General features: G+C 63.6%; 22 protein-coding genes. 17 read left to right on the top strand and 5 right to left on the bottom strand.

Features of this window, described 5'->3' with window-relative positions:
- Nucleotides 1-11: 11 nt before the first annotated feature.
- Nucleotides 12-1,412, top strand: a complete 1,401-nt coding sequence (locus tag ACOZ90_RS04940; RefSeq protein WP_422892533.1) for a hypothetical protein — start codon at nt 12-14, stop codon at nt 1,410-1,412.
- A gap of 65 nt (nt 1,413-1,477) precedes the next feature.
- Complete coding sequence (locus ACOZ90_RS04935) at nt 1,478-2,074, top strand: ankyrin repeat domain-containing protein (RefSeq protein ID WP_422892532.1); 597 nt, start codon at nt 1,478-1,480, stop codon at nt 2,072-2,074.
- 5 nt (nt 2,075-2,079) lie between these two features.
- On the opposite strand, the gene ACOZ90_RS04930 is transcribed toward ACOZ90_RS04935, so the two are convergent.
- Both ACOZ90_RS04930 and ACOZ90_RS04925 read right to left on the bottom strand, forming a co-directional pair.
- Nucleotides 2,080-2,448: a hypothetical protein gene (locus ACOZ90_RS04930; RefSeq protein WP_422892531.1), complete on the bottom strand. Its 369-nt coding sequence runs from the start codon at nt 2,446-2,448 to the stop codon at nt 2,080-2,082.
- A 249-nt stretch (nt 2,449-2,697) separates the two neighbouring features.
- Nucleotides 2,698-3,363: an outer membrane lipoprotein gene (locus ACOZ90_RS04925; protein WP_422892530.1), complete on the bottom strand. Its 666-nt coding sequence runs from the start codon at nt 3,361-3,363 to the stop codon at nt 2,698-2,700.
- Between the two features lie 122 nt (nt 3,364-3,485).
- On the opposite strand from ACOZ90_RS04925, the gene ACOZ90_RS04920 reads away from it, so the two are divergent.
- The 8 genes from ACOZ90_RS04920 (at nt 3,486) to ACOZ90_RS04885 (ending at nt 8,476) form a co-directional block, all read left to right on the top strand.
- Entirely contained in the window at nt 3,486-3,707 is a 222-nt protein-coding gene (locus tag ACOZ90_RS04920; protein ID WP_422892529.1) for a hypothetical protein, read from the top strand.
- A gap of 20 nt (nt 3,708-3,727) precedes the next feature.
- A complete protein-coding gene (locus ACOZ90_RS04915) occupies nt 3,728-4,741 on the top strand; it encodes an ArdC family protein (protein ID WP_422892528.1) in 1,014 nt (337 codons plus the stop codon).
- A gap of 40 nt (nt 4,742-4,781) precedes the next feature.
- Nucleotides 4,782-5,525, top strand: a complete 744-nt coding sequence (locus ACOZ90_RS04910; RefSeq protein ID WP_422892527.1) for an ankyrin repeat domain-containing protein — start codon at nt 4,782-4,784, stop codon at nt 5,523-5,525.
- Between the two features lie 233 nt (nt 5,526-5,758).
- Complete coding sequence (gene radC / locus ACOZ90_RS04905) at nt 5,759-6,232, top strand: RadC family protein (protein ID WP_422892526.1); 474 nt, start codon at nt 5,759-5,761, stop codon at nt 6,230-6,232.
- A gap of 102 nt (nt 6,233-6,334) precedes the next feature.
- Nucleotides 6,335-6,919, top strand: coding sequence for a histone-like nucleoid-structuring protein (locus tag ACOZ90_RS04900; RefSeq protein ID WP_422892525.1), 585 nt, complete (start codon nt 6,335-6,337; stop codon nt 6,917-6,919).
- A 238-nt stretch (nt 6,920-7,157) separates the two neighbouring features.
- The gene (locus ACOZ90_RS04895; RefSeq protein WP_422892524.1) at nt 7,158-7,475 is read left to right on the top strand and encodes a hypothetical protein; all 318 of its coding nucleotides are present in this window, start codon (nt 7,158-7,160) and stop codon (nt 7,473-7,475) included.
- Between the two features lie 418 nt (nt 7,476-7,893).
- Entirely contained in the window at nt 7,894-8,100 is a 207-nt protein-coding gene (locus ACOZ90_RS04890) for a hypothetical protein (RefSeq protein ID WP_422892523.1), read from the top strand.
- Between the two features lie 184 nt (nt 8,101-8,284).
- On the top strand, nt 8,285-8,476 hold the full coding sequence (locus tag ACOZ90_RS04885; RefSeq protein WP_422892522.1) for a hypothetical protein: 192 nt from the start codon (nt 8,285-8,287) through the stop codon (nt 8,474-8,476).
- Nucleotides 8,477-8,544: 68 nt separating this feature from the next.
- Here ACOZ90_RS04885 and ACOZ90_RS04880 read toward each other — a convergent pair whose 3' ends face one another.
- Nucleotides 8,545-8,958: a hypothetical protein gene (locus tag ACOZ90_RS04880; protein WP_422892521.1), complete on the bottom strand. Its 414-nt coding sequence runs from the start codon at nt 8,956-8,958 to the stop codon at nt 8,545-8,547.
- Between the two features lie 166 nt (nt 8,959-9,124).
- Here ACOZ90_RS04880 and ACOZ90_RS04875 point away from each other — a divergent pair, with 166 nt between their 5' ends.
- The 7 genes from ACOZ90_RS04875 (at nt 9,125) to ACOZ90_RS04845 (ending at nt 13,149) form a co-directional block, all read left to right on the top strand.
- Nucleotides 9,125-9,508, top strand: coding sequence for a hypothetical protein (locus ACOZ90_RS04875; protein WP_422892520.1), 384 nt, complete (start codon nt 9,125-9,127; stop codon nt 9,506-9,508).
- Nucleotides 9,505-9,669: a ribbon-helix-helix domain-containing protein gene (locus ACOZ90_RS04870; protein ID WP_422892519.1), complete on the top strand. Its 165-nt coding sequence runs from the start codon at nt 9,505-9,507 to the stop codon at nt 9,667-9,669. The genes ACOZ90_RS04875 and ACOZ90_RS04870 overlap by 4 nt, the downstream gene beginning before the upstream one ends.
- 95 nt (nt 9,670-9,764) lie before the next feature.
- A complete protein-coding gene (locus tag ACOZ90_RS04865) occupies nt 9,765-10,553 on the top strand; it encodes a hypothetical protein (RefSeq protein ID WP_422892518.1) in 789 nt (262 codons plus the stop codon).
- A gap of 17 nt (nt 10,554-10,570) precedes the next feature.
- Nucleotides 10,571-10,711: a hypothetical protein gene (locus ACOZ90_RS04860; protein WP_422892517.1), complete on the top strand. Its 141-nt coding sequence runs from the start codon at nt 10,571-10,573 to the stop codon at nt 10,709-10,711.
- A gap of 50 nt (nt 10,712-10,761) precedes the next feature.
- Nucleotides 10,762-11,667 carry a hypothetical protein gene (locus tag ACOZ90_RS04855; protein WP_422892516.1) on the top strand — a complete coding sequence of 302 codons (906 nt, stop codon included), beginning with the start codon at nt 10,762-10,764 and terminating at the stop codon, nt 11,665-11,667.
- A 183-nt stretch (nt 11,668-11,850) separates the two neighbouring features.
- Nucleotides 11,851-12,723 (top strand): restriction endonuclease, encoded by an 873-nt coding sequence (locus ACOZ90_RS04850; RefSeq protein WP_422892515.1) that lies wholly within the window; start codon nt 11,851-11,853, stop codon nt 12,721-12,723.
- A 78-nt stretch (nt 12,724-12,801) separates the two neighbouring features.
- Entirely contained in the window at nt 12,802-13,149 is a 348-nt protein-coding gene (locus ACOZ90_RS04845) for a hypothetical protein (RefSeq protein WP_422892514.1), read from the top strand.
- Here the strand turns inward: ACOZ90_RS04845 and ACOZ90_RS04840 are convergent.
- Together ACOZ90_RS04840 and ACOZ90_RS04835 are read right to left on the bottom strand one after the other, a co-directional pair.
- Nucleotides 13,136-14,377 (bottom strand): Y-family DNA polymerase, encoded by a 1,242-nt coding sequence (locus ACOZ90_RS04840; protein ID WP_422892513.1) that lies wholly within the window; start codon nt 14,375-14,377, stop codon nt 13,136-13,138. The two genes, ACOZ90_RS04845 and ACOZ90_RS04840, sit on opposite strands and share 14 nt — an antisense overlap.
- A complete protein-coding gene (locus tag ACOZ90_RS04835; RefSeq protein WP_422892512.1) occupies nt 14,377-15,216 on the bottom strand; it encodes a hypothetical protein in 840 nt (279 codons plus the stop codon). The genes ACOZ90_RS04840 and ACOZ90_RS04835 overlap by 1 nt, the downstream gene beginning before the upstream one ends.
- Nucleotides 15,217-15,465: the final 249 nt, after the last annotated feature.

Raw genomic sequence — 15,465 nt, 5'->3', positions numbered from 1 at the left:
TGCACGTCCCAATGGAGTTCAACCCGTTCTACGCTCGCATTCGAACGCTCGAAGCCCAAATGCGCACATTGGAGTCCCAGAGATCGCAAATCCAGGATGACCTTGAGTCGCACGATGCTGAATCTGTCGAGGCGGTAACCAAGGCCATCGCCGCCGGCACCAAGCGCGCCGAAGACTTGCAGGTCGAAGCAGCAAAGATCGAGCGCAGCATCGAAGAGATGAGAGATCGATCACTTCTTTCTGCCGAGACAATCCAACCTTGGGGCTTGTCGAAGTCCAGCGGCTGGGCGGCACCAGTGGCTGCCGTTGCGCTTGGCGTGCCTGGGTTGGGGGCTGCGGCGCTGACTGGTTGGATGCTTCTTGCGCGCAGAAAGGCCAAGGAGGAAGGAAAGCGGCATGTCGACATGCAGGAGGCCGCACGTGAGCAGCTATTGACACGGGCGAAAGAAGAGTTGGCCAAGGTCGCGAAGCTACGTTCGGCCAACGCTATGCTCATCAGCTTCGATGCGGAATCCGCGCGCAGAGCGCTAGCAATAGTTGATCAGGACCTTCAGCGACTTCAAACGGAAGTCGCCGTCCTTGAACGAAAGAAGGCAGAGCTTGATCGCCAGCTGGGTTCGATCCCTGAGGAGATTGCCGATACTCGGCAGGCCATCGAGAGGCTCAAGAGAGAGCAGGAGCAGTTGAAGCGGCTGTCGCTGGAGCTGAAGGAGCTCAAAGGCCCGCAGAATGGCGCCAAGCGTGCGGCCATTCACTTTCGCTGCCGGTCCATCTTGGGGTTCTCTGACCACAAAGAAGATTACGAAAGCGACAAGGCGTTCAAGGATGCAAGTGATCCGGGGCGCAATGCTCAGCACAAGGTCGCCGAGGTCAATCGTCTGAGCCGGGACCTGGAAAAGCTGCTGGAGAGAGCGTACGAGATCAAGCAGCACGCAGAGACGCCAGTCGAAAGCCTATTCATTGATGGGAGCAACTTGTGCTCGGAGAACGGCGTCTTTGTGGGCGTCGGACCAGTCGTTGCGGTGGCTCGCTGGATGGTTAAACATCGCCCCGACTGCGCTGTTCATGTCTTCTTCGATAAGAAGAGCTTGGGCAAGCTGACCGGACATGAAAGCGAGAAGAGAGGGCAGAAGATTCGTCATCTGTCCGAGGCTGACCTGAAGCGCGTGTTTGCTGGGCTTGCCAGTTTGAACGTAGTCGACGGCCGAGCGGACAAGGTCATACTGGCGTCCGCGGCTGAGGCGGGTGGTTATGTGGTCAGCAACGATCGCTTCGCCGAGTTCTCCAGCCAGCCGCCCGTTTCTGACGGACGAGTGTTCTCGCACAACATTGTGGCCGGCACGGTCATGATTCCCAGTCTCGAGTTGGTTGCCAGGTACGACAAGGACTTGATGCTGTCCGAGGCTCCTTAAGGGACCCGTCTTGCCTGTTCCGACAAACGATCAATGCTAGAGGGGTATCCACTAGGAGCCCCCCATTGCCCCAGAATCGCGACGCACTGTTTGAAGCAATCCTGGACGGCGACAAGAGCCTGGAAAAAGTCCGCCACTTCCTGGCCGACGGCGCCGACCCCAACGCCCTCGAGCCCGCCATGCTGTGGTCGGCCTTTCATTGGGCGATTCGTTCTCAGCAATACGCCCTGGTCGACGTGCTCATCGCCCATGGCGCGAATATCCACTTGCCCACGTGCCGGCAAGGCTACTCACCGCTCCATCTGGCCGCCGAGGCCAACGACGTGCCGCTCATCGAGCAATTGTCGGCGCTTGGCGCTGACCTGGAGGCACGCGACCACCGAGGACGCACGCCGTTCATGCTCGCCACCGATGCCGCGGCCCTGTCGGCGTTGGTTCGATGGGGGGCGGACGTGGATGCGCAAGACGAGCAAGGCTATTCAGTGCTCCACCACGCCGCCCGGGCCAACAACGAAGACCTGGTGTTCGCTTGCCTGGTGCTGGGGGCCAATGCCCACCTGAAGAATGAGGATGGTGTCGTGCCAGCCATGCTCACCAAGTCGGCCGAGATCGCTCGGCTGCTGGACTACCCGACCGTGGCGTGGATCCTCGACGGCGAGTAGTGGGGCTACGTCTGCCGCATTGAGGACGGCGCCTGCTTCCAGGCATGGTGCTCCCGGAGGTATTCGGACAATCGCTGCCCCGCGTCCTGGCCGAACTTTTCCAACAGCTTCTCGAGCTCTTGGGGTGGAGGCGGGCCGAACCGCTCGTCGCACGGATCCAGCCTCGCGGCGTAAGCCACCTGCTCGGGTTCCCCATGCTCGCGACGGTGCGCGTCGAGCACGGCGTCGATGGCTTCCGAAGACGGCCCCGCCGCCTGCGCGGTGCGATACAACTCCTCGTGGAAGGTGGGCACCGGCACATCGTCGAACAGGGTGGAGCGCCAGGTTTCTCCGGGCTCCAGGAGGCTCTTTGGGTCTGGCGTCCATCCGCTCATTGCTGCGTTCCTTGCCACTGTCGAGCCAACGGGCGTACGACGTTGGACGACATGCCAGAGTTGGTCGATCCGAACGAGTGCCGGTCGGTCCCCGCTGAAGCGCAGACGCCCCAGCCCTTGGCCTCGCGCGGGCGGTCGATGTCGGCCTTTGCCTGGGCGCTCAGACCCTGGGCACCGAACTCATCGAACGCCCCGCGAGAGGCGGGCTCAGAGCGCTTGGAGCGGAACGACTGGAGCCACCTCCACATGTCAGCGAGCCCCGATGGTTGCCGTGCGCACGGCCTGGTCGAAGTTCATCTCCGGCCCCACTGACACGTCGACCGGGGCTGCGATGACCATGGCGGGCCCGGGTGCCCAGGTGAAGTGGAAGGTTTCGCACGCGTCCGCGTTCCAGCTCCCGACGCTGACGTCGCAAGCGTCGATGCCGGTGGGATCTAGTCGTGCTTCAGGAATCAGCGGCACGACCCGCGTCTTCTTGCCCTTGCCCACGAGGAAGACCCGATCGCCTTGCCGGATGTCCACGTCCATGTCTTGGACGATGGCCAACACTCGGCCGCGCCGGTCGTCGATCTCGCGCACGTAGATTTCGAGCGCCCGCCGCTGGCTCAGCCGGTTCTGAATGCCGGTCCCGGCGACCGCACCCAAGGCGGTGCCTGCCACTTGGGCCGCCCGACGCTGGTCGCCCTTGACTTGGTGCGCCACGCCATAACCCAAGGCAGCGCCAATGGCCGAACCTGGGTTCACGCGCTTGTCCGAGCTCAGGCTGACCTCCCGGACCATGAGTACCTCTGCCAGCCGGGCGTCTTGAACCGTCAACGCTTCACTGGTGCCGTAGTGGCGTGCCGAGTAGTTGGCGGCCTGCGCGGCGACGGGCACGGCCAGGGTCAAGGCCACGGCAAGGGTGATTCGTTTCATGAGCGTCTCCATGGGTTGATAACCCAGGATTGATCGAATCCGAAATAGGGCAAGCGGTTATGGCTATTGCCTTAAATAGGATTTCAAACATATTGGATTGAGCACACGAAACAGGAGAGCCCATGTCCACCGCTTACGACGATGCGTTCATTGAGGACGCCATTGCGCTCGAGGACGCGCTGGACGCGGCCGACCGGTTCTTCCTACGTCGCGAAGGCCGTGGGTTCGTCATGCGCCTGGAGCGCCACCCGGCGGCGGGCGTGAACCTCGTGTCCAAGGCCGAGCTCATGGAGCTCGTCGACCACCACATGGAGCGCGGTGGCGAGATTCGCCTGTCCGACTGACTCCCCCAACGAGAAGAGCCATGAGCCACACCCCCAGCAAGAAGGAAGAACACGCCCGCAACGTCGCCCAGGACATGATCGACCGTCTCAAGGCGGGCACGTCTCCCCTCCAGCAGCTGTGGGTGCCAGGCCAACACGCCTTCCGCATGCCCTACAACGCGGTCTCTGGCCGGTCGTATTCCTTGGCCAATGGCCTGCGGCTGTGGGCCCAGCAAGAAGCGTTGGGATACACCGACAGCCGATGGTTGACCCTGCGACAAGGCAATGGCCTGGGCGCGAGGGTCCGCAAGGGAGAGAAGTCCACCGGCATCCTGAAGCGCTTCACCCGCAAAGCGGAAGCGGAGCATACGAAGCCTGAGCACGAGGCCGAGGACGACACGTCTCGTCCGTATTTTTCGATGATGCCGGTGTTCAACGCCCAGCAGTTCGACGGCCTGGCGCCTCAGCCGGCCACGCCCGTGCCCGGGGAGTTCGAACGCCACGCCCGATGCGAGGCCTTGATTGAGGACGTGCGGACCTCAGGCGTGCTCATCGAGCACGACGGCGGCAACCAGGCCTACTACCGTCCCTCCACGGACAGCATTCACTTGCCCCTGCGCGAGCAGTTCCGGGACAGCTCCAGCTACTACGGTGTCGTCCTCCACGAATGCGGGCACGCCACCGGGCACCCCAGCCGACTCAACCGGGACTTGTCCGGCAAGTTCGGGTCGGCCAGCTATGCCCGCGAAGAGCTTCGAGCCGAGCTGGCCAGCCTCATGGCCGGTGACCGGCTTCAGATTGGCTTCCAGCTGGGCCAGCACGACGCTTACGTGGGCCACTGGATCAAGCTGCTGGAGAACGACTATCGCGAGCTGTTCTCAGCGTGTGCGAACGCGGAGAAAATCTGCGAGCACCTGAAGATCGAGAAATACGAACACCTGCCCACGCCAAAACTCGTGCGTGCCGAGGAGCAAACGGTGGAGTCCCAGGAGGAAGGGAAGGGCAGGCACCGTCGACAGCGCAAGGTCGAGCAGACCATGGGCCTGTCGCTATGAGGCCTGATCGAGCCGTGGCTGATATGGGTGTGCAAGGACAATGACTGATCTCCTGGCCAAGATCGTCAAAGGCAGCTTCCGCATGCTCGGGCCATTGGCGCGGGTGTGCGGCGTTCCCTTGCTGGATCTCAGCCTGGCTTTCGATCGCATGGACCTCGTTCAATGGTTGGTCCAGCGCGGGGTGTCGTTGACCGAAGCCGACGACCGCGGCCGCACGGCCTTTCACCGCGCCCAATCGCCCGAGCACGTGGATGCGTTGCGCCAGCTTGGTCTGCGCGTGGCCCAAGTGGATCGGGCAGGGCGCCAGCCCGCGCACGTGGCCGCCAGAGCAGGGCGGGTGGGTGTGCTGGAAGCACTCCATGCCAGTGGCGCGGATCTGGGGGCCGTATCCGCGCGGGGACGAACCCCGCTTCATGAAGCTGCGGGGCGAGGGTGGGAGGCGTGCGTGGCCTACCTGTTGCGCCACGGGGTGGACGCAGACGCATTGGATCGCCGAGGGCATTCGGCGCTGAGGCTGGCCGCCTTGGGCGGGCATGTCGCCGTGGCGCGCATGCTCATCGAGGCCGGTGCCTCGCAAGCCTTTCGTGCTCAAAGCGGGTTGGCCTGGGGGCACGGGGTCCCCCAGCGGGTGGCTGGAGCCATGGCCGCACCGGCAGGGCCAGCCCCTTCCCCGTGGAGCCCGTCGTCGTCCGACACGGATCGGTTGGCGGCCAAGCTGTCGAGTGTCCAGGGCACCGGCCGCGCGTGGCGTCCGGCCAACTGGTCGATGGATACCGGGGTGTAAGGGCTCGCCGCGGCTCGATTCTTCCGAAGGCTGGCTGCTTCCATGCCTTACCGGGCGCTGCGGTCCCCATGGCGCATATCCCCTCCCGGGGATTGCCTTGAAGGAACCCTACCCACGTCGGTCCCACGGACAAGGCCAAGCCTGCTCCTCTTCGTTGCGCCCCTGCGGGTGCCTGCGGTCCTGTTCGACGCGGGTGGTTGGGCCCCACGGCAATCACGCCTGGGAGAACAACGATGCGCACCAACGACTTGTGGACCTTCTACAACGCCGACCGGGAAGAACAGATCCTGGAAGCGGCCGACGCCATCCTTCGCAAGAGGCTGTTCCGCCAAGGCAAGATCGGCGAGCCCACCGACGCCACCCGATACCTGCGCGCCCACTTGGCCCACCTCGAGCACGAGGTGTTCGGTGCGGTGTTCCTGGACACGCGACATCAAATCCTGGCCGTGGAAGACCTGTTCCGAGGCACGGTCGATGGCGCCGAAGTCCATCCGCGGGAAGTGGCCAAGCGTGCCCTCCACCACAATGCCGCGGCCCTCATCATTTACCACAACCACCCGTCGGGGAATCCCGAACCCAGCGCCGCCGACCGCGCGGTAACCGCCCGGCTCAAGCAGGCCTTGTCGCTGCTGGATATTCGACTCCTCGACCACTTTGTCATCGCCGGTGAAACCTACAGCAGCCTGGCGGCTCGAGGTTGGATCTAATCATTCAACCGATTCTCCACCCAGGGCCCGCAAGGGCCCTTTGTCTTGCATTTTCAATGACTGCGTGCAAACGTGCGCGCAATCCCTTTATCGGAGTATCCGATGGCAGACCTTGAAAGCCTGAAGCAAAAGCATGCCACCACTACGGCCGACGCCAAGAAGCTGGAGCGAGAGATTGCCCGGCTGGAGCGCGACGCGGCCAAGGGCAAGTTTCCGGAAGTCATGGCCACGTTGAACGACTACGCCAAGCATTTCTCCGAGTCGCAGAAGCGTCGCATTGTCGCAAGCCTGGGCCTGGACGATGTGGCAGCTGCGCCGACGAAGCGTGGTGGCAAGGCCGCGGCCGGAAAGGGTAAGGGATCTGCGGGCACTGTGCCTCCGAAGTTCATGCTGCCCGATGGCACCACGTGGGCAGGTCGGGGCCAGATCCACAAGGCCTTTGCCGCATGGGGAAGGTCTGCCGAGGGGCGTCAGTGGCGGAAGGACAACCCAGGCGAGAAGTGGCCCAGCAACCCCAATGCGCCAGCGGGCAATACGGTCGCGAAGAAGGCCGCCAAGAAGGCCACCAAGAAGCCCGCGAAGAAGACGACGGCAAAGCGCCCCGCAGCCAAGAAGACAGCCAAGAAGGCGGTGAAGAAGGCGGTGAAGAAGTCAGTCAGGAAGAAGGCAACCAAGAAGGCCGCCTGACCGCACCAAAAGCCTAAGGCAAGGGTGGGATAAACCCACCTCACCCCCCTCTAATGCAGCGGCGCCGAGAGGCGCCGTTCGCATGAGGAGTCCAGAATGTGAAGTGGGTTGCAGTTTATCGTTTTAGCCTAGAAACCCATGCTTTAGTCTGGAAATGTATCGTTAGATGGCTTTACAAAATGGCAGGGCGATCTATGGTGAAGGTGTAGCCACCCTTTCACCTTCCAAGGAACCCGCCATGAAACTGCTCTCCTACTTCTTCGCCATCCCCGCCGCGCTGACCAGCCTCATGCTGCTGCTCATCCCGTCGCTCGAGCTGTCGGCCATGGCCACCATTGCCATGGGAATGTTCCTGTATACCGCCTTCGAGGATCTCGAAGAGTTGTTCGGCGCCACTGCCGCCCAGTTCACGGTCGCCGTGTTGGGCGTGGCCCATGGAATCTTTATGGCGGTGATGGTGGGTCCCTACGGCCTGCTGTCGGGGATGTTCATCACGGGCCTGGTGGTGGCCATGGCCACCTTCAGCCTCTCCCGCAAGCCCTACGACTGGGCGTAAGCCCCCGACTCCCGGAATACGCACTGAGGCTCCCTTCGGGGGGCCTTGAGCGTGGTGGATGCCTTGGTGAGGCAAGCCCGGCCGTGCGACCAGTTGGAGAACCTGGGCTTCATGGTGGGGACCATGGAAGGCATGCGTGGGTTGGGCGGCGAGGTCCCCATGGCCAATCCTTTTCGAGCAGCCATCGCTTTGTCGGGCACCGTCGGTCGGCGACGCCTGATGGGGCAAGTGGTCACTCCTTCGCGCCGTCGACGCGGGCTGGGGCCGCTTACGTGGGCCTGTAGGTTCCCACGACACTAGACCCCGTCACGCCCGCTGCCTTTGCTGCGGCCCCGCGGGTGGCCCACGGGGTGCTCCTGGCTCACACCTCCCTTCTTCGGATCCCGAGCAATCCGCTCGCACGAAAAAGGAACGTCCCATGTCCAAGCAGACCAAGCCTGCCACCCCCGAGCGCCTCGATGCCTTCCTGGTCGAGGAATACGAAGCCCAGGGCGAGAAGCGCTCCAGCTGGTCGAAGATCGGCTCGGCCTGGCCCCACACCGACGGCAAGGGGTTCCGCCTCGTGCTCAAGGCCGTTCCCACCGATGGCGTGGTGGTCCTGCGCATCCCGGAAGCCCGGGAGTAAACCTCAAGGGGCCTTCGGGCCCCTTTTTCATCGCGATGAGAAACATCTATTTATTCAGGGTCTAAACCTTGACAGAAACCGTTTGTCGTCTTGACTGGAATGTATAGCAATGCTTTACATTCCTTCACATCAGAGGTTATCGACTTGGACGCTTTCATCCCATATCCCCCAAGGAGAACCTCACATGCCTCGTTCCACCTTCAAGACCATTCGTACCTGCGCCATCTACCTCGCCTTGCTCGTCTTCTTGAGCAGCATGTTTGACGCCATCTTGTTCAACGCGAACAAGATGAGTAATGCGGCGAACTCCATTCGTGCCACGGCCCACGCCGGGACGCCCATCCAGCTCAACATGCCTGACTGGCTGGAGCGATAAGAAAAGCCCCCGGAATCGGGGGCTTTCGGTTCGCAATCCGCAGTGGTTTGATTACTGCGCGGCGCGCTCTACGCCCGCTGCGCCGGAGGTGTGGTCGCGCGCCACATCCTGCCCATCAAAGCGCCCAGCAGCGTCAGAGGCAGCCAGCCATATACCGCCACGCCCAGGATGGGCATCGTCAGATCGTCGGGCAGCCAGCCCATGAACAGGCCGGCGACGCCCAGCGCGGCCGCTCCCAGCCACAGCCCAAGGCCGATTAGTGCGCCCTTGCCTGCGCCCCCGGGCGGATTGTCGTGAGACAGGTAAATGTTGTTGTCTCGCGCCTTGTCCCGCTGGTATTGGCGCACGCACACGGTCAACAGAAAGCCACTCAGGAACCACACCGGCAGCGCGAGCAGCATGCCAGGCAGCGGGAAGTCCATGAAGATGCAGCCGATGAAGAACAGAACGAAGGCAATGATTGCCAGGGGTGGGTTAGCCATGAGCTCTCTCCTTGATATGGGGATTTCTTCATCCAATCGCAAACGCCGAAAGGGTCAAGCGAAAACAGAACGAAAGAGGCGAAAAATGGGTATGGATACCCTTGACATAACCCGGTTCTCGTCTTGACTGGAATGTATAGCAAACCTTTACATCCAGGAGACGCAAATGCTCAACCCCTTGTCCAAAGCCGTTCATAAAACGGTTGAACCCGACGCCAATCCAATGGAGACCACCGACTGGCGGCCGCCCGCGATGCCGAAGGGAAAGGGTCAGATCACGTTCTATGTCTACGATCGCGGCCAGTGCTACGTCAAGGGTGAGGAGGCCATCCTAGCCATGGTCAATCTCAATGGCTGCGCCGCGCACTACATGTGCAAGCGCAACGACCAAGCTTGGGCGTTCGTCCAACTTCCTCACTTGAACACCGAGCAGCGCGCGGCGGATCGGATGGGCTATCCCAGCATTGCCCGTATGCACGACCACCTGTTCGCCCTGTTCGGCGAATACCTGCTGTCCATCGGCTGGGCCAAGGGCGAGGTGGCGGCATGACCCAGTCCAGCCAGCCCACCAAGTCCAAGATCCTGCCGCCGGTGAGGGTGGACGCGGAGCTTTACGAGTGCCTGGCCGCGGAAGCCGCCCGGCAGGAGCGCACGCTGTCGAGCTTGATGCGCTTCCTGCTGACCCAGGCCTTGGAGCAGCCTTGTCCATGATGTGCGCTGCCCTTTCCTTGGCCTTGCTGGTCAGTTCCGCTCACTCGCCCGTCTCCCCCGCGTGGCCCCAGGTCATGGATTACGGTCCGTGGCACGTGGAGCTGAGCTCCGACGAGCTTCCCGTGGCCGAGGTGGCCCGCCAGCTGCTCGACGCGGGCGAGCGCTTCGCCGCCCTGGCCGTGTCCATCGAAGGCATCGCCACGAAGGCCTACTGGGACGCGGCGGGGCTCAATATCGGCATGGGCTACTGCATCCGGTGCCGGGTGGCCTCGTTGGGTGCCGAGCGTGTGCGCGCCGACTTCCGCATCGCCGGGCTGTCGGAGGCCGACATCGATGCCTTGCTGGGTCGCGACCGGGCAGCCCAAGACCGTGTGCGCCTGACCCAACTCCAGGCCGTGGCCCTGCTGGGCGCCACGGAAGAGGGCTATCGCACACGGGCCCGAGACATCGTTGGCCCGGCTCACTTCGACGGCTTGCCGCCACACCGGCAAGCTGCGCTCACCTGGCTGTCCTACAACACCGGCGACGGGCTGACTCGCTTTCACCGCCTGCTGTCGGCGGTTCATCAGGACCGCCACGTGGACGCGCTGGGCGAGTTGACCCCGCATTTCCACCACGCCGGCCAGCGGGTGCCCAATGCCCGGGCCGGCGCTTGGCTCATGGCGGTCTACTGGTCGGAGGAAGGGCTAACTGCCGCAATCGACAACCCGGACGCCCTGGAATACGGGGCGCGTATGGGGCGCTCGCCACTGGAGATCGTGGCCCGCACGGACGCCCGGCGCTTGAGCCGCGAAGGCCGGCTACCGCGCTCGCCCTACATCCGCCCCGCCCGCGAGCCCGTCAGCGTTGCGGCCGTGAGGCTCATCCCCGAGAACCGCCAATGACTCCCGACGATCACGAAATGGACGACTACGAGCGCGAGCTCGTCGAGGAGGCCTGGGGTTTTGCCGAGCAAACCTCGCCTCGAACGCTCACCGAGGAGGACCGGGAATGGTTGGCACAAGCCGTGGCGGCTGAACTCCGAAGGCAGCTCCCGAGCTGATAGTCTCTCGTTGGGGCAGCGATGGATTCGCTGGGAAGAAGGGTTTCGTGATGGCATACGACTGGAGCCGGCAGGAGCTGGCGCGTTCTCCATGGCGCAGTGAAGTCGTGCCGCGGATTCCTTCCATCCTCATCCAGCGGGCCAAGATCGGCCGGCCCATCACCTACGGGGAACTCGCCGCCGAGCTCGAGCGGCTCTATGGCTTGGAGTCCAAGGCCCGCAAGACCTTGTATGGCCCGGCCGTGGGCGCGGTGGGTTTCGCCATCCAGGAGCTGGGGGAGCAGTGGGGCGAGAAGATCCCACCGCTCAACCTTATCGTGGTCCAGGCCGACACCAAGCTGCCAGGCCATGGTGCCGACGAAGTCGCCCACTACTACTTCGATGATGGCGGCGCGGGCATGGCCGCCAACCGGAAGACCTACATCGAAGCCGCCATGCAAGCCGTGTTCGACTACGGGCCGAAGTGGGACCGGGTGGCCCAGGCGCTGGGGGTGGACGTGCTCGAGCCAGACCTAGCCAACCCCGACGACGGGCACTCCATTGATCTTCCGAGCATTCCGACCGCCTACCGGCCGGAAAGCGCGGCGCACAAGGCGCTCAAGGCCTGGGTGGCCACCCATCCAGAATGGTTCGAGGATTACGGACGGTTCGACGCCGGGGTGAAAGAGCATCGATTGAGCTCCGGCGACAGTCTGGATGCCTACTTCACCAACGGGCGCGAGAGCCTGGCCGTGGAGGTCAAGGCCAGCAACGCCAGCGACGCCGAGCTCATGCGCGGCATCTACCAGGCCATCAAATACCGGGCGGTGCTACGCGCCGAGTGCCGGGCCCTGCGTAAGCCCGCCTTGTGCGACGCGGTGCTGGTGAGCACGCAGCCCTTGAGCAAGGCGGGCAGGGCACTGGCCAAGCGCCTGCATGTGGACTTTGTGCGGGCGCCCCGGCAAGCCGAGAAGTAGCCGTGTCGCAACAATCCAGCCCTCAACGCTGCAGTTTTTCTGAGCCTTCTCATCTCGACAGGTATGACCATGCCAAGCAGTGATTCGGTTACCCACGCATACGTGCTGCGAGTCGCTCCCGGGCGCGAGAGCATGCTCGACGCTTGCTTGGCTGATGACCGAATCGTCATCGGGTGGTCTGGCATGGACGGGCTGCTGGACAGTGCCATGGAGTGGGTAGCGTTTCGTTCCGTGGTATCGGACGGCTATTACCCAGACGCCCCTTCCTTGAGGAAGGCCGGGGCAGCCGCCGGGCACCTGTGGCGCTTTATCCGGGACATGAAGCCTGGGGATTTCGTAGTGGTGCCAGCGCCGGGACGTCAGTTCTACGTCGCCCGCGTTGTTGGCGGTGCGCAACAGGGATCTTCGGCCGGAGTAGGCTACTGGCGTCAGGTGGAGTGGCTCAACGACAAGCAGGCGATCGACCGCCAATTGGCCAGTGCCGCTCTCCAATCGCGCATGAAGATTCAGGGCTCCACGGCTGGGGCCTCGGACCTCGTGGCAGACATCGAATCTGTGCTGGCTGACGGCCGCTCCATCGCCGCCGGAGAACCGGCCCCCACGTTCGAGCGCGACATCCGCAAAGCGCTGCTTGCCACCACGCTGGAGCAGCTACGGTTCGGAAGGCTGGACCCCTTCAAGTTCGAGAAGGTGGTGCAAGTGGTCCTCGACAGCCTGGGCGCGGTGGACAGCACGATTACTGCCCGCTCGCTGGACCAGGGGGATGACATCGTTGCCAGCGTCCTGCCACTGGGGCTGTTCGAGCTCAAGCTCGTGGCTCAGGTCAAACACTACAACCAGGTGGACCGGCCTCTGGGATCCCACGTTGTCGACGAGCTAATCCGAGGGATGGAAAAGCACGAAGCGGACCTGGGCGTCATCATCACCGTGGGCGAAATCGGCCAGGACACGGAAGCTCGCGTTCAGGAGCTCAACGACACCGGCAGTCGCATCGCGTTGGTCAATGGGGAGCGCTTGGCGGAGCTGTATCTGGACCACTGCCTGGAGGCCAACTGAGTCAACGAATGCGGCGGCCGAGGTACGTCCTGTCGCTAGATGTCATCTTCTATTCCCTTCTCTTGGAGTGTGGTTTTCATGAGTGACGCGATTCATCCCTACAGTGCCGAAGGATTCGAAGAACTGCGGACCTGGTCCGAGGAAGGTCGCCGACATGTGGAGACCCTCCGCTCGGAGTTGGAGCGGCGCCACGAGGCCGCGGGGACCTCATTGGACGAGGCGCTGAAAGAGTTCGGTCCGCCAGGTCTGCTTGAAGCCGCTGGGCTGCTGGGCGAGGACATGGAGGCCGTCAATGGCGATCCCTCACCCGCGGCGTTCTACCGCTATCAGTTCTATCTCAAGGCCCAGATCAAGCTCGTCGCTCAAGCCTACATGCTGGAGTTGGCCCGCACCCAACCGAAATGCTCGCCGTCTAGCGCACTTTGAGCAACTGATCCCACTGAGTCGTATACGCGGGCGAGAGGTGCTCTTGCCGCATCCGCCACTGGGCCGGCGTGCGCCGGTGGGCCGAGGCGAAGCCCATCGTTCCTCGGCCGAAGCGCCGATTGGCCTGGTCGAGCACGGCCATGAGCTTCTCCGACCGCGGGTCCACGCCGGCGAACAGGTCGGCCTGGTGGGTGTCGCCGTGGGTCAAGTCCAGCAGGCCAACGCCGGCCTTTTTGTAGGCGTAGCCCTTCCGATACATCGAGCGCACCAGGGCCTGGGCCACTGCCAGCACCTCGCGCGTGTCGCTGGACGGGGCGATGAGCGAAATGGCCCGGCTGGGGTGGTATTGCTTGGCTCCGGGCTTGAAGGCATTGGTGTTCAACCACACCCATACGCCCGAAGCCTGGAGCGATCGGGCGCGGAGCTTCTCGCAGGCACGGATGGCGAAGGTGGCCACCGCCTGGCTCACGTCGTCGAAGTCCACGACCTCGCGCCCAAAGGAACGCGACACCACGATCTGCTTTCTATCGGGCTCGGTTCCTTCCAGCTCCGAGCAGGCGATGCCTTGGAGCTCGCGTTGGGTGCGCGCCAGCACCACGCCATAGCGGGCCCGCAGCGTGTCGGGATCTGTCCGAACCAGGTCGCCTGCCGTGAGGATGCCTTCGGCGCCCAGGCGTGCCGCCCACTTCCGGCCCACGCCCCACACGTCCTCCACGGGGAAGTCAGCCAGCTGCGGCGCACTACTGACTTCCTCCACGCCCGCGGCTGTCGACTTCGCCCGCTTGTTGCCAAGCTTTGCCAGGGTTTTGGTCGACCCGATGCCAACGCAACAAGGAATGCCCGTCCACTGGCGAATGCGGGCGCGGGCTTCGGTTGCCACGCGCACCCGCTCATGCGAGGGGATGCCGTCGAACGACACGAACGACTCGTCGATGGAGTAGACCTCCACGGCGGGGAACAAATCCCGCAGGATCGACACCACCCGGCCTGACAGGTCCCCATACAGCGCAAAGTTGGCCGAGCGGACCTTCAGCTGCCGGCGGATGGGGGAGGGCACTTCATGGATGGGCTGCCCCATCTTCACGCCTAGCGCCTTCGCCTCGTTGCTTCGGGCAATGGCGCACCCGTCGTTGTTCGACAGCACGACCACGGGCTGGCCCAGCAAGGACGGGTCGAACACCCGCTCGCAAGAAGCATAGAAGTTGTTGCCGTCGACCAGTCCGAACATCACGCCACCTCGGGCGGCTCAACGCGCGTGGCCAAGGCATACGTGGGCGTGGAGTCGTGCGCAAACAGCTTGATGCGAACCGCCGAAGCCCGGCTCCCCTCTTCGGATTCCAGCGCCTGATGATGGAGCAGGTGAAGGGCTTGCCCGCCGGAGGGCAGGGTGTCCGAAAGCGTCGTGCCAATCCAGTTCAGCGCGTCGGAGCGCTGGCCCAGGATGATAGGCACCAGCGGGCTTTGCTCCAGCGGAAACACACCGTGAATCGCCACGTGATAGCTGTGCGCGACCTTGGCAAGCATTTTGGCGAACGCCCATAGGTCCATCCGGTCCTCAAAGCGCATGCCCTGGGCCTGGTATTCGCGCACGAGCTCGCCCTGACCGACGCCGAAATGAAGCGTGTCCAGCGCCATGATTTCCAGCTGGCTTACGGCCGGGTCCATCGCACGCCGCGGATCGAGGAAGGCCGGCAGAACGAAGACTGGCAGGTGCATCACTTTGACGCCGTCGTCCCACGGCACGTCGTGATCGATCGTGGACTCGTCGGCCTGGATGAAGGTTTGCGTGAGCGTATCCGCTGCTGGGCGCTTGTGGCTCTTGCGCCCCTTGATGCCCATGGCCTGGCGGCCTCGATCAAGAAATCCCCGTAGCACCCGCATCTCGAATTGCGAGGTCAGGCGCGCGCAATCGTCGCAGCTGGCTTGCGGCAGCACCAACGTGCCGCCCAGGCCCTTCGGAACGACGTGCTCGTCGGTCAGGCGGCCTTCGGTGGCCCCGCAGTAGATGCACGCGCCCGCGGGCGCTGTGCGCACTGTGTGGGGTGCCTTGATTGCCTTGTCGTCCATCATCGCCTCCGCTGCCAGGATGGACAGGGTAGGCCTGGCGCTCTCACCGGCCGAGATTGCCGTCCTGGCAAGGACTTACGAACCGTGATGGTGAAGTCCTACCCCCACGAGGGCAAAGTCCGATGGCCAAGCAATCGCCAGTCGGGAACACTGGTCCTGCGGTTCAGGCCAATGCCCACCCGGGTGGGCCGGGAGCAGTCCCCTCCCCCCAGCGCCGATAAGCCTTCAACGCCCCTTCGGGGGCGTTGT

Source organism: Luteimonas dalianensis (assembly GCF_049339425.1).
Taxonomy (GTDB): domain Bacteria; phylum Pseudomonadota; class Gammaproteobacteria; order Xanthomonadales; family Xanthomonadaceae; genus Luteimonas; species Luteimonas dalianensis.
The sequence above is the reverse complement of the archived record's forward strand: the minus strand, read 5'-3'. Positions and strand labels throughout refer to the sequence as shown.

What these genes read in the sequence shown, in the direction of transcription:
- ACOZ90_RS04940 (WP_422892533.1), top strand. Translation starts at nt 12, where the DNA reads ATGGAGTTCAACCCGTTCTACGCTCGCATTCGAACGCTCGAAGCCCAA.
- ACOZ90_RS04930 (WP_422892531.1), bottom strand. Translation starts at nt 2,448, where the DNA reads ATGAGCGGATGGACGCCAGACCCAAAGAGCCTCCTGGAGCCCGGAGAA.
- ACOZ90_RS04925 (WP_422892530.1), bottom strand. Translation starts at nt 3,363, where the DNA reads ATGAAACGAATCACCCTTGCCGTGGCCTTGACCCTGGCCGTGCCCGTC.
- ACOZ90_RS04920 (WP_422892529.1), top strand. Translation starts at nt 3,486, where the DNA reads ATGTCCACCGCTTACGACGATGCGTTCATTGAGGACGCCATTGCGCTC.
- ACOZ90_RS04915 (WP_422892528.1), top strand. Translation starts at nt 3,728, where the DNA reads ATGAGCCACACCCCCAGCAAGAAGGAAGAACACGCCCGCAACGTCGCC.
- ACOZ90_RS04910 (WP_422892527.1), top strand. Translation starts at nt 4,782, where the DNA reads ATGACTGATCTCCTGGCCAAGATCGTCAAAGGCAGCTTCCGCATGCTC.
- radC (WP_422892526.1), top strand. Translation starts at nt 5,759, where the DNA reads ATGCGCACCAACGACTTGTGGACCTTCTACAACGCCGACCGGGAAGAA.
- ACOZ90_RS04900 (WP_422892525.1), top strand. Translation starts at nt 6,335, where the DNA reads ATGGCAGACCTTGAAAGCCTGAAGCAAAAGCATGCCACCACTACGGCC.
- ACOZ90_RS04895 (WP_422892524.1), top strand. Translation starts at nt 7,158, where the DNA reads ATGAAACTGCTCTCCTACTTCTTCGCCATCCCCGCCGCGCTGACCAGC.
- ACOZ90_RS04890 (WP_422892523.1), top strand. Translation starts at nt 7,894, where the DNA reads ATGTCCAAGCAGACCAAGCCTGCCACCCCCGAGCGCCTCGATGCCTTC.
- ACOZ90_RS04885 (WP_422892522.1), top strand. Translation starts at nt 8,285, where the DNA reads ATGCCTCGTTCCACCTTCAAGACCATTCGTACCTGCGCCATCTACCTC.
- ACOZ90_RS04880 (WP_422892521.1), bottom strand. Translation starts at nt 8,958, where the DNA reads ATGGCTAACCCACCCCTGGCAATCATTGCCTTCGTTCTGTTCTTCATC.
- ACOZ90_RS04875 (WP_422892520.1), top strand. Translation starts at nt 9,125, where the DNA reads ATGCTCAACCCCTTGTCCAAAGCCGTTCATAAAACGGTTGAACCCGAC.
- ACOZ90_RS04870 (WP_422892519.1), top strand. Translation starts at nt 9,505, where the DNA reads ATGACCCAGTCCAGCCAGCCCACCAAGTCCAAGATCCTGCCGCCGGTG.
- ACOZ90_RS04860 (WP_422892517.1), top strand. Translation starts at nt 10,571, where the DNA reads ATGGACGACTACGAGCGCGAGCTCGTCGAGGAGGCCTGGGGTTTTGCC.
- ACOZ90_RS04855 (WP_422892516.1), top strand. Translation starts at nt 10,762, where the DNA reads ATGGCATACGACTGGAGCCGGCAGGAGCTGGCGCGTTCTCCATGGCGC.
- ACOZ90_RS04850 (WP_422892515.1), top strand. Translation starts at nt 11,851, where the DNA reads ATGGACGGGCTGCTGGACAGTGCCATGGAGTGGGTAGCGTTTCGTTCC.
- ACOZ90_RS04845 (WP_422892514.1), top strand. Translation starts at nt 12,802, where the DNA reads ATGAGTGACGCGATTCATCCCTACAGTGCCGAAGGATTCGAAGAACTG.
- ACOZ90_RS04840 (WP_422892513.1), bottom strand. Translation starts at nt 14,377, where the DNA reads ATGTTCGGACTGGTCGACGGCAACAACTTCTATGCTTCTTGCGAGCGG.
- ACOZ90_RS04835 (WP_422892512.1), bottom strand. Translation starts at nt 15,216, where the DNA reads ATGGACGACAAGGCAATCAAGGCACCCCACACAGTGCGCACAGCGCCC.